We start from the raw sequence: 13,320 nt of genomic DNA, 5'->3' as shown, positions 1-13,320 counted from the left end.
GGTATCTCCGGTTATTCCATCATTGCATAAGGATGCCCGGCATGTCTGAAATCGCGTCACCTTCTCACAGCGGTAGTGCGCCGCAACGCCCGTATGCAGGCGGGCCTGCACCGCTGGCCAGCCACACCGTCTCTCGCGTCGGCTACGGAGCAATGCAGCTCGATCGCCTGCGCGGCGATCGCCAGGCGGCCGTCGACCTGGTTCGGCGAGCCGTTGAACTTGGTGTGAATCACATCGACACCGCGCAGTTCTACGGCAACGGGTTCAGCAACGAGATACTGCGCGAGGCAGTGAAACCCGACGACGGTGTGGTCATTGTGAGCAAGGTGGGCGCAGAGCCGAACCCCGGGGGCCAGCCTCACCTGAGACTCTCCCAGCGCCCTGAACAGCTGCGGCAGAACGTCGAAGCGAACCTCGCGAGCCTCGGCCTGGAGCGCATCGACGTGGTCAACCTGCGCCGCGCCGACAGCAACTCGAGACGGCAGGCCGAGGGCGACCAGATCGTCGACTTCGACGACCAGCTCGCCGCCATGATCGCCCTGCGCGACGAGGGCAAGATTGGGGCCATCGGGCTGAGCAGCATCACGCTCGATCGACTGAGTCACGCGCTTCCGGTGGGTATCGCCTGCGTTCAAAACGCCTACAGCCTCGTCGCACGCACCGACGAAGCCCTGCTCGAGCTGTGTGCGGCCGAAGGCATTGCCTGGGTGCCGTTCTTTCCGCTCGGCAGCGCGGTGCCGACTATGCCCAAGGTCACCGATGAACCGCTGGTGCGCGAATCAGCCGAGCGGCTCGGTTACTCGGCGTCACAAATCGGGCTCGCTTGGCTGCTCGCGCATTCGGCGAATACGCTGCTGATACCGGGAACCGCGAGTATCGATCACCTCGAAGCCAACGTGGCCGCGGGTGACGTACACCTCGACGCCGCAACCGTCGCTGCACTAGACAGCATCTAGCACCCCGCCAGGCATGAGGTCACACATGAGACGCACCGCACCGGCGACACCACGAGGCAGCGACGCCCGCCAGCGGCGAACGGGCACCAAGCGCGCGGGCCGACCTCACGGTCGAGTGCGGGCGGCGGTGGCGACGCTCGCCGTGGCGATTCTCGCGTCGGGGCTGGCGTTGGCAACGGGCGCAACAACTGCGACTGCTGCCACTCCTGCGGCTGCGACTGCGAGTGCGTCTGCGTCTGCGTCAGCAGTTGCGTCTGCATCAGCAGTTGCGGCTGCGACTGCTGCCACATCCCCATCAGCCACCGCGCCCGCATCCACAGCAGCAGCCTCGACCGGCCCGCACGTTCGTTCATTCTTCGTGCCGGTAGCCGAGTCGCCCGGCAGCGCCTCGACCATCCAACTCGACGTCGACCTGTACACCCCCGCCGTCACGCCTGCCCCCGCCGTTCTGCTCGCCCACGGATTCGGGCAGACCAAGGCCGACCTCGTACCCGAGGCGAAAGAACTGCAAGATGCCGGCTACGTGGTGCTCGCCTACACCGCGCGCGGCTTCGGCCAGTCGGGCGGCTCCATCGGGCTCGACTCGCTGAGCGGCGAGGTTCCGGATGCCCGGGCTCTCGTCGACGTGCTGGCAAGTGAACCCGCGGTACAGAACGTGAACGGCGACCCTGTCGTCGGGGTTGTCGGCGGTTCATACGGCGGCGCACTCGCCCTGATGCTCGGCGCGACAGATCCACGAATCGACACTGTTGTCGCCGCGATCACCTGGAACAATCTCGCGCAGGCGCTCGTTCCGAGCTCGGCGGGCGTCGTGGCAGACAGCAGCACCAGCTCTGGCACCGCCACTGATGTCTTGCGCGACTTCAAATCTGGCTGGGCCTCACGGCTTTTCGGGGCGGGAATCACACCGACCGACCCGTGCGGGCGCTTCACGCCAGCCTTCTGCGCCCTCTACCAGAATCTCATCAGCGGAGCGCAGCCGAGCGCTGCCGATCTGGCCCTCTTGGCCCAGTCTTCGCCGTCGACCGTGCTCTCGGGAATGAAAGCTCCGACGCTTCTACTGCAGGGGCTGCAAGACAATCTCTTCGGGCTCGACCAGGCCGATGCGAACGAACAGCAGCTGGTCAAGGCCGGCGCTCCCGTCTCGCTGCAGTGGTTCAACGGCGGCCATGACGGCGGCGGAATCGGGGGTACCGACACGATCATCACCTCGTGGCTCGCCGACCATCTGAAGGCGAACCTGCCGGTGCCGTCGACGTTCACCTATGCCGTGCCGCCGAGCGCTACCGGTTTCGGTCAGACCATCACCGCCGCGAGCTACCCCGGCCTGAACGGTGCCTCAACCGGGCAGCAGATCGCTCTCGCCGGCGCCGAAACGAGCATCGTCAACCCGCCGGGTGGCCAGCCGGAGTCTGTCACCGGCGTTCCGGGTCTGAACACGGGCAGTGTTGCGGGCGGGGCGATCTCTGGGTTGCTCTCAGCCTCGAACCCACCGGCCGAACAAGCCGCCTTCGTTTCGGCCCCGCTCACCGACCCGGTGATTCTCGCCGGCGCGGCGACCGTGCGCGTTCATGTGACGCCCGCGCCCGAAAACGCTGCACTCGAAAGCGCCGCGTCGACAAACGCTGGATCGACAAACCCTGGATCGACAAACGCTGCATCGACAAACGCCGCCGCTACCGGCGCGCCACCCACCACAACAGCATCGAGCGACGCCGTGCTGTACGCCCAGCTCTCGGTGACTACCGGAACCGCGACCCGAGCGTTGCCGGGCGGCGTGGCCCCGATTCATGTCGCTCTGCCCGCCAGCGGCGCAGATGTCACCGTGACCCTGCCTGCGACGGCGTGGAGCTTCACACCCGGTGACCGCCTAACGCTCACCATTCGCACCAGCGATTCACAATTCTCGGGAGCGGCCACTCCGGCCGCCTACAGCGTGGCGATCGATGGGCCGATCACTCTACCCACCGTTGCCGCACAGTCGACCGATAAGAGCGCCGGGCTTCCGACACTCGGTTCGCTGATCGGCATCGGCGTTACGCTTCTGGTGGCGCTCGGCCTCATTGTGGTCGCGCTCATTCGGAGTCGCCGCAGCCCGGCCACGGCAAAAGCGAGCACGAGCACGCGCCCCGGGGCGAGCCCCGTGCCCGGCGAAGCCGCGGCAGCGCCGTCAGCGGCGGCGGCGTTTGAATCTGAACGCGAACCCGAAGGGCCCCCGCTGCAGATCAACGGGCTCACCAAGCGCTTCCGCTCGGGCTTTCTCGCCGTCGACGACGTCTCATTCACGGTCGAACGCGGGCAGGTGCTCGGCCTCCTCGGCGAAAACGGCGCAGGTAAGACCACCACATTGCGTATGGTGGCCGGCCTCATCCGCCCCGACTCTGGCTCGGCGAGCTCGTTCGGAGCGACCATCAGCCCCGGTTCGCCCGTGCTCTCGCGGCTCGGCTGCTTCATCGAAGGCCCCGGCTTTCTGCCGCACCTCTCGGGGCGCCGCAACCTCGAACTGTACTGGGCAGCTACCGGTCGCCCAGCGAGCGAAGCGCAATTCGACGAGGCGCTGGCCGTAGCCGACCTCGGCGGCGCCCTCGCAAAGCCCGTTCGCGGCTACAGCCAGGGCATGCGTCAACGCTTGGCCATCGCTCAGGCCATGCTCGGGATGCCCGATCTGCTCGTTCTCGACGAACCCACCAATGGGCTCGACCCGCCCCAAATCACGGCTTTGCGGGGTGTGTTGCGAAGGTACGCAGAGGGCGGCAGAACCGTCATCGTGTCGTCGCACCTGCTCGGCGAAGTCGAGCTCACTTGCACCCACGTGGTCGTGATGTCGCACGGCAAGGTCGTGGCCACCGGCCCCGTCGGCGACATCGCCGGTGACTCGAGCGAGCTCGTGATCGGCGTCACCGACGTCGACGCAGCACTCGCCGCCGTGCGGAACTTGGGCGTCGACCGCGCCGAAGCTCATGAACCCAGCGGCATACGAGTTCTGCCCGGCGCGCACCCGGTCGATTCGGTAGTCGCAACGCTGGTCGAAGCAGGAGTGGGTGTTACGAGCCTGCAGCGCGGGCGGCACTTGGAAGAAGCGTTTCTTTCGTTGATCGGCGCAAGGGAGCCATCGGCATGAGCACAGTACGAGCATCCACTGCCCCAGCGACACGTGTGACCGCAGAGCGCCGGCACACCACGATGCCGTTTCGCGTCGAGCTGGCGCGCCAACTGAGTCAGTGGCGGGTGCGCATCGTGCTCATCATTCTCGTGGTGCTGCCTATCATTGTGAGAATCGCACTGCTCGTTGGCGGGCCGCCCGCAAGCAGCAGCAGTGGCGGCGGCACGGGCGCATCCAGCAGCAGCACGACCAGTTTGATCGCGCTCGCTCAGGTCAGTGGCACAACGTTCGCCGCATTCGTCATCGAACTGAGCGCCGGGTTTCTGCTGACCATCATCGCCGCACTGCTGTTCGGAGACATGATCGCGGGTGAGGCATCTCGCTCTACATTGAAATATCTGCTGACCATTCCTGTGCCACGTCTTCGGCTGCTGTGGGTGAAGGTGGCGGTTGCGTCGACCCTGCTGCTTGCCGGGCTCATTGCTCTGGCCGTCGTGGCGGTGGTTGTCGGCGTCATCTCGTACGGAACCGGCGGCATACAAATACCGAACGGCCCGCAACTCTCGTTCGCCGATTCGCTCGGGCGAATCGCCCTAGCTACCGCGACGGGGGCGTCGGGGCTGCTCTGGGCGGCCGGACTCGGCACCCTGCTCACAGTCGTGGCCAACAGCCCGCTGGCAGCGGCCGGTGGAGTCGTTCTGGTCTCGATCTTGTCGCGCCTGCTCGATTCGATTCCGACGCTTGGCGACATTCGTGTTGTGTTGCCGACGCATTACTCAGCGGCGTTCGACCAGTTCTTCATGTCGCCGGTCGATCTTGCTCCGGTGGCGAACTCCGTCTTGTCGGGATTGGTGTGGGCTGTTGTGTTCGGCGCTGTTGGTGCGTGGTGGTTCAGCCGCAAAGACATTTCCGGCTGATCGTGCGGCGACCGTACGGCTCGGCCGCATCCGAAGCCGTCAGGCATCACGCCGTGCCCGCGTCATGCTCACAGCTGAGTCAGTTCGCTGCTCACTCGCCACAGCTCGCGGGCGTTCTTTTCGTTGTACGACAGGTCTGACGAGCGCGTGAAAACCTGGTCGGTGCGGTCGAAGTAGTGGTCGTCGATGGGCACCGGGCTTTCGCCGGCGGCGAGCCCGGCCAGCGCTACGCTCGAGGTCTCGAGGCTGCCGAGGCGCGACGCGAAAATGCGTTTCATCACGGCACCCACCGGTCGCGGAATGCGGGCGAAATTCGTCTCCGTCATCAGCCCCGGGTTGAAGGCCGCGACCGAAATGCCCGACTGCTCCGCACGCAGTCGCCTCGAGAACTCGTAGCTGAAGTAGAGATTGCAGAGCTTCGAGTACGAATACCGAAGCCTCGACACAGCTGCCTTCTGCCCCGGATGCGCCAGCACCTCAGCGCCGGGCCACTTCAGGCGCGGCCCCGGCGGGCTGTGCATGTCGCTCGAGACAGAGATCACTCGGCCGTTCTCGGCGATCGAGTCGAGAAGCAGCTGGCTGAGCAGAAAATGACCCAGGTGGTTCGTTTCGAACACTCCGTCAAGTTCGTCGACGGTTTCTGCCGGGCCTCGAGAGATACCTGCGTTACACACCAGGGCGTCGATCGGCGCTTCGGCGGCGCTGTGCCACTCGGCGGCGAACTCACGCACCGACGAGATGGATGCCACGTCGAGGCGCATCGCGCGCACGTTGGTGTTACCCGTTGTTGCCGTAATGGCTCGTTGCGCAACGGTCGCTTTCGCCAGGTCACGGCAGGCGAGAACGACCGTGTTGCTCGTCGACATCGCCGCCAGCCGCCGGGCCGTTTCGAAGCCGAGCCCCGAGTTCGCGCCCGTGATGATGGCGACTCCCTCGAACGCTGCTGCTCCGTCTGTTCCGTCTGCTCCGTGTTCCCCGTGTGCTCCGTCTGCTCTGTCTGCTCTGTCTGCTCTGTCTGCTCTGTCTGCTCCAGATTGCGCCATGCTTACAGCCTAGGCTCTGCCCACGCGTCACTCAGTTCGAGCGAACCACTCCCCCTCGAGGTGTGGCTGCGGCGCCCGAAACGGGGCCGCATTGAGTCGCGGCGTCGACACAGGCTGCCACGTCGGCGGTGAGTACCTTCTGGTTCCACCCGCTCATGAAGTCGGCATGGCCGGTAACCATCGGGCCCTGGCTGGTCGGGCCCGTCGAAAGCGTGAGCCCCGTCGCGCTCGAGGTGGGGTAATTGACGTGCACCACGACCTGCGGAATCTGAACGGGATGCGAACTGGGGCATGTTGCGCTGGCCGACTGCATTTTCGCACCGGCATACACGACGTTCTGCTGAGTGTGGCCGTCGAGAGTCGTGCCATCCCAGCAATTCGGAAACGAGATGACCAGCCGTATGCTCTGGCCCGCCGGGCAATCATGAGGCGCGTCAGAGGGCTTCTCGACCGTGGTCTTCGCGGTCGCGTCAGACGGAGTCGAGCAGGTCCAGTTCACGATCGAATCGTCTTGCGGTACCGTGGCATTCTCGTTGCCCGCGATCATCGTGAGCCCGACCGGAATAGTCTGCACCGATTTCGCTGTGGCAGCCGGGGCTCGCCAGTAGATCAGTGCCTTCGACGGCGTCAACGCCACCCCGTTCTGGTAAACGACAGGAGTCCAGTACGCCGAAGAATCGGCAGAAGTCGAGCATGTCGTGCTCCCGCCCACGAGCTGGGCCGGTACCGAACTCGCGGTCGGTGACGAGTTTCCGAAGAAGTCGTGCTGCATCGACATTCCCGTCATACCTGGCATCATGATCGGGTCGTTCGGCGCTCGCAGCGACGTTCCGCAGGTATCGGTGAAGATGCCGGTCTTGCCGGTGGGAAAGCCTGCCGTGTTGACGCTGCTTGCGCCTGGGCCGCTTGTGGCGCTCGGTGCGGCCGCGCTGGCGGCAGGATGCCCGAGCACTCCCACTGCCAACGCAACCCCCGCGCCACTCCCCACCGCCACAAGTGCCACGGCGACGATGGCGCCCACCAGCACGAACTTTCTGCTGAACACGACTTTCTCCATTCCGCTGATCTCCTTCGCGCGCTCTACTACTTCAGGTGCTCTACTACTTCAGGTGCTCTACGAATTTCGGGTGCTCTATGAAGCCGGCGTGGGCGTCGCCGTGTGGGTGCCAGCACCAGACTGCACTCGGGTCTGAATGCGTTCTGCGACCTTCTGCACCTCGGCGCCGTACCCGCCGCTGAGTGCCGTGTTCTTGAGGGTGGCGGCATCCGTTGCTATGGCGGCGCCGGTGGCATTCTTGAGGCTGGTGAGGTCGGTTTGCAGGTTCGCCGGAAACTTTGCGAACAGCTTGGGCGAATTCACGAGCGTGGTGGCAATCTTCTGCGCTCGTGTTGGCGCGTCGCTGCCGGTGCGAATGTCGTTCTCGATTTCGCGGCGCAGAGGGCCTGAACGCAGCCCGGCGTGAGAATGCGCCGAGCCACTGGCATTGGCGCTGGCGCTCGGAGTTGGCGTCGGCGTCGGGCCGCCGGCGAAGGCGGCACTCGCACCGACGGCGCCCACCGCGATCAGGGCCGCGACGCCCACGGCGCTGCCTGCCGCAATGAAGCCGCGGCGATGCTTTCGCGCGGCAGGTGCGGCCTGCGTGAGTGGTGCGGGAGGTGCGGGAGGTGCGAATGGTGATGCGGGAACGTTTGAGGGGGTGGGTTCTGCGGGGTGGTTGGTCACGGTTGATCCTTTTCGGGCGAGGTAAGGCGAACCACGACATGGGTTCGATAGAGACAACCCTGCGCCCGCCAGAACAGCAGCAGGTTCGGCGCGTGTTCGAGGAGTGTAAAGATTGCGGGCATCCGCACCCCCACGAAGCCGCGCACAGCCCATGCAAAGGGCAACGGCGGTTAGATTGCAGCATGCAGTCAACCGAGAAAGGCCTGGTGGTGATCGTCGAAGACGACCCCGCCATAGCCGACCTCGAACGGCTCTACCTGTCGCAGGCCGGTTTCGGGGTGCACTCCGAGAGCGACGGGGAGCGAGCACTGGCCGAGATCAGGCGACTGAACCCCGTGGCCATCGTGCTCGACGTGGGGCTGCCGGGCCTTGACGGCATCACGATCTGCCGGAGGTTGCGCGAAGCGGGCAACTGGACGCCCATCATTTTCGTGACGGCCCGCGATGACGAGGTCGACCGAATTCTCGGGCTCGAGCTCGGGGCAGACGACTACCTCACCAAGCCGTTCTCGCCGCGCGAACTCGTGGCGCGGCTGCGCGGAATACTCCGTCGCACAGCCGGGGTTCTCGTTGGTCAGAAGCTTGTGCTCGGCGCCCTTGAGATCGATGCGGATGAACGGAGCGTTCGGGCATCCGGAACGCGCATCGACCTCACCGCGACCGAATTCGACCTGCTCGCTTACCTCTGCCGGGCGCCTGGGCGGGTTTTCAGTCGTGAGCAGCTGCTGTCTGCCGTGTGGGGGCAGGCGAATTACAGCGGGGCGCGCACGGTCGATGTGCATGTGGCGCAGCTGCGGGCGAAACTCGGCGAGGCGAGCCCGATTCGTACGTCGCGCGGGGTCGGGTATTCGGCGGCGGGGCGGACGTGAAGCGGTGGCTGGCCTCACTTTCGGGGCGAATCACGATTGTGACGACTGCCGTTGCCGCGCTGGCGGTGCTGGTGACGGCGGCCGTGGCGTTTCCGCTGATACGGGCGTCGGCTGTCGACCAAGCGCGGGCCGAGCTCGCCCAATCGGCAGAGAGTTTCGCGGCCACGCCCGCCGCATCGCTCGCACTCGTACAACGGCAACAGCGGCTGATCGGGCCCAGCGGAACCGAAGTCGTCGTGGTCACCGCAGACGGAGCGACCACGGGCGACGGAGCGAAGTACATCAGCGACGCGTTCGCGCGTCGAGCACTCGCCGGGCAACCGGTCTCCGACACGGTGACGGTTTCTGGCGAGCGGGTGCTCGTCGAAGCACGGCCCACCAAGGCGGGCGGAGCAGTTGTGCTCGCTCGCCCGCTCGACACGGTCTATGCCGGAACTGGCCAGGTTCTTGTGCGGCTCGGCATCGCCCTTGTCGTGGGGCTCGTGCTGGCCATTCTGATCGGAACAGCTCTCGCCCGATGGCTTTCGCGGCCTCTTGTCGCGGCTGCCGCGAAGGCTCGGCGGCTTGCGCATCGGGACGCGCCGGGTGGCCGAGATTCGGTGGGGCCGGGGTCGGTGGGGTTAGGCGAGTCGGTGGGGCGGGGCGAGTCGGTAGGGCCGGGCGGGTTTGTAGGGCCCGTCGAGTGGGTGGGGCCCGTCGAGTCGGTAGGGCCGGTGTGGCCGGTGTGGCGGGGCGGGGCGGCCGGGGCGGGCGGGACGGGCGGGGCGGCGGAAGCGTCGCCGGGTGCCGGGTGGGCCGCGCGCGCGATTTCGCATCTGCCGCGATCTGCCGTTACTGAAGTCGACGATGTCACCGCGGCGCTCGAAAGCCTCGACGCGGCACTACGAACGAGCGAATCTCGGCAGCGCGAGTTTCTGCTCTCGATCTCGCACGACATCCGCAGCCCGTTGACGGCCCTGCGCGGCTACGGCGAAGCGTTGGCTGATGGCGTCGTCGCACCTGACGACATTGCGCGAGTCGGAAGCACCTTGGTCGCCGAAACCGAACGATTGAACCGTTTCGTGACCGATCTGCTCGAACTCGCGCGCCTCGAAGCCGACGATTTCAGAGTGGATGCCCGCCCCACCGACCTCACCGAACTCGTTCAAACGGTAGAGCTGGCGTGGCAGGCTCGGTGCGCGCAGGCGGGCCTTCGCCTGCAGCTCTCTGCGGTAGCGGAGCCCGTCATCACAACCACCGACCCGCAGCGAGTGCGTCAGATCATCGACGGGTTGCTCGACAACGCGGTGCGGGCAACGAGTGCTGCGCCTGCAGACGGAGGAGGTGACTCGGATGGGGTGGCCGGAGCGGAGGGCATTGTCGTGTTGGCTCTGAGGAGGGCGGCTCGCGAGCCCGGGGAGGAGGCGACTCGGGGAAACGCTGCGACGCCCGGCCGGCAGTCAGAGCTTGTCTTGGTGGAAGTGCGAGACAGCGGGCCTGGACTGTCGTTGGGTGACCGATCTGTTGCCTTCGAGCGCGGGGTTCTCCACGACAAATACAGCGATTCGAGGCCGGTCGGAAGTGGCCTGGGGCTGTCGATCGCCTCGCGGTTGGCCGCGCGGCTCAGCGGCCGTCTCACCGTACATGAGGCACCCGAGGGTGGCGCCTGCTTCAGACTCGAGCTGCCGCTCTGACGTAGATCCGCATCGCGCACATGAGGCATTTCGCGGCGGGGCGCGGAGGGGCGCGGCGCCACCCAGCGACTTGCCTCAGACTCGCCGGCGTGCGTCAGTGAGTCGTGTTCGCGACGAGGAGACGGGCGTCCACGATCTGTGGAGGGTGTGAATCCACGGGGGCGCTTTTATCTGGGGCACACCGCCGTACATTCGAATCTGCCAACCGGAGTGTTCGATGGTGCGGTGATGGAACCAGCAGAGGAGCACACCGTTGTCAGTGTGGGTCGGACCGCCCTGGGAATGTTCGGTGACGTGGTGAATTTCGCACCACGAGGCAGGAATGCGGCAGCCCGGAATGATGCACCCGCCGTCGCGGAGGGTGATCGCCCGACGCTGCCAGCCGTCGAAGCAGCGCTGCTCGGTGCCGAGACGAATCACGCGCCCGTTCTCGGCGAGAACGATACTCTGCGTTCCGCCGGTGCACGCCATCTGACGCACCGTGCGGAGCGAGACCGGTACCTCGAGCCCGTCGATCCAACCGACACCAGCCGATGTGCCCACGGCACCCCGATCCCCGCAACGCCCGCCGACTGCGGAATGCGCACCGTCGCTGGAGTGCGCGTCATCGGTGGCGTGCGCGTCGCCGCTGACATGCGCGTCATCAGTCGAGTGCGCGTCGCCGCTGACATGCGCATCATCAGTGGAGTTCGCGTCGCCGCTGAAGTACGCATCGTCAGTGGCGTCAGTGGCGTCAGTGGCGTGGGCGCGTCCGGCCGAGTCAGCCGAATCGGCCGAGTCAGCCGAGTCAGCCGAATCGTGCACCTCGCCCAAGTCGCGCTCGGAGATGCTCACCAGCACGGTAGGCGAAGCTCCGCCGATGGTCGGCGCATCGGAGGAACGGGCCGCGTGGTCGAGAATCGACAATAAGACGTCGTGCTGCTGCATTCCGCGGGAACGCGAATCAATCACCGGTTCGGCCAGAGCCGAATCGGGCAGAGCTGGTTCGTGCGGAGCCGATTCGCCGTCGCGTGCACCAGCTTCACCCGGGAAGGCGACCACGCGGGAGACCGGCGAGAGGTGCGCGTCGAAGAGGCGCTTCAGGCGCGCCGCCGCCTCAGGCATCAGCATGCCCGAGAGAGGAACCCCCGACGAACGAGCCTTGCCGAGCGTGAGAAAACGATGACGCATCGCTCGCTCTTCGTCTGGCTCCACGCCGTCTGGGTCGATGAGTGAACGCCACACCGACGCCTGAAGTTTGAGGTCGTCGGCGGAGGCCGGAACCGGGCACTCCGGGCTGACCCCGAGAGCGGCCTCGACGAGTTCGTGCTCGGCCGCTTCGACAGCCTGCGAGTCGGCTCGAAGCGTTGACACCGAAAGCCCGGAGATGATCGCCGAAGCTGCATCTACACTGACTTCGCCTGTTTCGAAGGCAGCAGCGAGCGACGGAAACCGTGGAGGCAGCACCTGCCCCGACACAGAACATTCGTCCCGCAGAGCCGCACCGAGTCGCACCCATCGAGCTGCGGTCGCCGACGAGACCTGAGTGAGGCGTTGCAGCAACTCCACCGCGTTTCGGCAGCCCCTCTTCGCGCTGAGACGGTCGGGGCCGATCTCGGGCCGAGAACGATCGGCGAGTTCGGCAACGAGCGCAATCTGAACCGAGTCGATGACCCGCCCAACACGTGCAACATCGGAGGTCAGCCGAAGCAAATCGTCATCACTCGCCGCTGCCGGATCGATTCGCCCGCGAAGCTCTGCCGCACGCACGACGAGCGAATCGAGGTCGGCGAAGAGCCGTTCGATTGTCTCGTGGGGTGCAGAAGAAGTCATGCCTCTATTTTCTCACGAAAGACTGACTAAAGCTCATGAAATGTGGCTAGTGAGCCAATCTGTGGAGAACAAAAACTCCGTCAAATTGTGGAGGAGGAGGAAGAAGAAGAAGAAGAAGAGCGCGGCGAAGACGAAGACGACGAGACACCAGAGCCCGACCCCGAATCAGCCCCAGAACCAGCCCCCGCGGCAGCACCCACTATCTGCTGCTCAGGCTCCACCCGCTCCGACCGCACGAACCCGATGCCCACCAGAATCAGCGCCCCACCCACCAACTGCAGCACACTGAGCTTCTCGCCGAGCAGCAACCACGCGTAGAACGTCGCCGCGACCACTTCGAGCAGCCCCGCGAACGACGCGAGCCGAGACCCGAGCATCTCGCTGGCCGTGATACTCGCCGCGTACGCCACCGCAGTACCCACGACCCCCACGAGCACCAACGGAACCCACCACACCACCGCAGAACCGAACATCGACACGGTACCGAACGTGAACGTGAACTGCACCAGACCCACGGCGCCCACGATCACCAGCATCAGCCCGCCGATCAGCAACCCGAACCCGGCGAGCGCCACGGTCGGCAGCCCGTCGCTCGGCCGGGCGGCGATCACGTAGTAAATGGCGCATCCGACCATCGCAGCGAGCGCGAACGCGAAACCGAGAGCGTCGAAACTGCCCCCACCCCCGGGCGACACCACGAGAACAAGACCCACCAGTGCGACGACTGAGCCGACCAGCACAACGACCTTCGGCATCCGGCGCGTGCGTGCCCAGACGAACGCCACCAACAACAGCGGAGCCATGTACTCGATCAGAATGCCGGTCGATACCGGAATGCGAGAAATTGCAGCGAAGTACACGAGCTGCGTTCCCGCCACGCCCACGCTGGCCATCGCGAGCACGCGCCACCGTGAGCGCCAGAGGGCAGACCACCGGCCGCGCAGCGAAACGATGGCGAATGGAAGCAAAACCACTCCCCCGATGAGCACTCGAACGGTAACGGCTGCGCCCGGGCTCCAACCCGACTCGAGCAGCGGCTTGATGAGTGCGCCCGAGGTGCCGAAGGTGGCGGCGGCGAGCACGGCGATGGCCAAGCCGGCGGTTGTCGAAGAGCGTTTCATGTCGGTTCCGAAGGTGATCGGTTGGTGATCGGTTGGTGATCGGTGGGTGTGCGGCGAGTGGATGTTCGGCGAACCACACCCGAGAGAACTCCCCTTGCACGGC

At 65.9% G+C, this 13,320-nt stretch carries 10 protein-coding genes; 5 read left to right on the top strand and 5 right to left on the bottom strand.

Translation table 11 applies throughout. The annotated features are described in order from the left end of the window. Positions 1 to 41: 41 nt before the first annotated feature. Genes IEX24_RS03890 through IEX24_RS03880 form a run of 3 tightly spaced genes read left to right on the top strand, consistent with a single transcriptional unit; the run spans position 42 to position 4,976 of the window. Positions 42 to 956 carry an aldo/keto reductase gene (locus IEX24_RS03890; RefSeq protein ID WP_188673912.1) on the top strand — a complete coding sequence of 305 codons (915 nt, stop codon included), beginning with the start codon at positions 42 to 44 and terminating at the stop codon, positions 954 to 956. Between the two features lie 25 nt (positions 957 to 981). Beyond that, a complete protein-coding gene (locus tag IEX24_RS03885; RefSeq protein WP_188673909.1) occupies positions 982 to 4,077 on the top strand; it encodes an alpha/beta fold hydrolase in 3,096 nt (1,031 codons plus the stop codon). Then, entirely contained in the window at positions 4,074 to 4,976 is a 903-nt protein-coding gene (locus IEX24_RS03880; protein WP_188673906.1) for an ABC transporter permease subunit, read from the top strand. The genes IEX24_RS03885 and IEX24_RS03880 overlap by 4 nt, the downstream gene beginning before the upstream one ends. 68 nt (positions 4,977 to 5,044) lie before the next feature. On the opposite strand, the gene IEX24_RS03875 is transcribed toward IEX24_RS03880, so the two are convergent. The 3 genes from IEX24_RS03875 to IEX24_RS03865 form a co-directional block, all read right to left on the bottom strand. Continuing rightward, positions 5,045 to 6,019 carry an SDR family NAD(P)-dependent oxidoreductase gene (locus IEX24_RS03875; protein WP_188673903.1) on the bottom strand — a complete coding sequence of 325 codons (975 nt, stop codon included), beginning with the start codon at positions 6,017 to 6,019 and terminating at the stop codon, positions 5,045 to 5,047. Between the two features lie 31 nt (positions 6,020 to 6,050). Continuing rightward, on the bottom strand, positions 6,051 to 7,076 hold the full coding sequence (locus IEX24_RS03870) for a DUF1996 domain-containing protein (protein ID WP_188673901.1): 1,026 nt from the start codon (positions 7,074 to 7,076) through the stop codon (positions 6,051 to 6,053). A 75-nt stretch (positions 7,077 to 7,151) separates the two neighbouring features. Next, complete coding sequence (locus IEX24_RS03865) at positions 7,152 to 7,742, bottom strand: hypothetical protein (protein ID WP_188673898.1); 591 nt, start codon at positions 7,740 to 7,742, stop codon at positions 7,152 to 7,154. A gap of 182 nt (positions 7,743 to 7,924) precedes the next feature. Between IEX24_RS03865 and IEX24_RS03860 the strand changes: the two genes are divergently transcribed. Together IEX24_RS03860 and IEX24_RS03855 are read left to right on the top strand one after the other, a co-directional pair. After that, the gene (locus tag IEX24_RS03860; protein WP_188673895.1) at positions 7,925 to 8,611 is read left to right on the top strand and encodes a response regulator transcription factor; all 687 of its coding nucleotides are present in this window, start codon (positions 7,925 to 7,927) and stop codon (positions 8,609 to 8,611) included. Positions 8,612 to 8,649: 38 nt separating this feature from the next. Continuing rightward, a complete protein-coding gene (locus tag IEX24_RS03855) occupies positions 8,650 to 10,284 on the top strand; it encodes a sensor histidine kinase (RefSeq protein WP_188673892.1) in 1,635 nt (544 codons plus the stop codon). A 75-nt stretch (positions 10,285 to 10,359) separates the two neighbouring features. Here the strand turns inward: IEX24_RS03855 and IEX24_RS03850 are convergent, their stop codons facing one another. Further along, a complete protein-coding gene (locus IEX24_RS03850; protein ID WP_188673889.1) occupies positions 10,360 to 12,096 on the bottom strand; it encodes an HNH endonuclease signature motif containing protein in 1,737 nt (578 codons plus the stop codon). A gap of 80 nt (positions 12,097 to 12,176) precedes the next feature. After that, positions 12,177 to 13,217 (bottom strand): EamA family transporter, encoded by a 1,041-nt coding sequence (locus IEX24_RS03845; RefSeq protein ID WP_188673885.1) that lies wholly within the window; start codon positions 13,215 to 13,217, stop codon positions 12,177 to 12,179. Positions 13,218 to 13,320 lie beyond the last annotated feature (103 nt).

Origin of the sequence: Subtercola lobariae (assembly GCF_014640255.1) — a bacterium.
Lineage (GTDB): Bacteria > Actinomycetota > Actinomycetes > Actinomycetales > Microbacteriaceae > Subtercola > Subtercola lobariae.
Note: the sequence above shows the minus strand (reverse complement) of the source record. Positions and strands in the feature narration are given on the sequence as shown.

Bases quoted from the DNA above. Each gene is read 5' to 3' on its own strand.
- IEX24_RS03890 (WP_188673912.1), top strand. From the start codon at position 42: ATGTCTGAAATCGCGTCACCTTCTCACAGCGGTAGTGCGCCGCAACGC.
- IEX24_RS03885 (WP_188673909.1), top strand. From the start codon at position 982: ATGAGACGCACCGCACCGGCGACACCACGAGGCAGCGACGCCCGCCAG.
- IEX24_RS03880 (WP_188673906.1), top strand. From the start codon at position 4,074: ATGAGCACAGTACGAGCATCCACTGCCCCAGCGACACGTGTGACCGCA.
- IEX24_RS03875 (WP_188673903.1), bottom strand. From the start codon at position 6,019: ATGGCGCAATCTGGAGCAGACAGAGCAGACAGAGCAGACAGAGCAGAC.
- IEX24_RS03870 (WP_188673901.1), bottom strand. From the start codon at position 7,076: ATGGAGAAAGTCGTGTTCAGCAGAAAGTTCGTGCTGGTGGGCGCCATC.
- IEX24_RS03860 (WP_188673895.1), top strand. From the start codon at position 7,925: ATGCAGTCAACCGAGAAAGGCCTGGTGGTGATCGTCGAAGACGACCCC.
- IEX24_RS03850 (WP_188673889.1), bottom strand. From the start codon at position 12,096: ATGACTTCTTCTGCACCCCACGAGACAATCGAACGGCTCTTCGCCGAC.
- IEX24_RS03845 (WP_188673885.1), bottom strand. From the start codon at position 13,217: ATGAAACGCTCTTCGACAACCGCCGGCTTGGCCATCGCCGTGCTCGCC.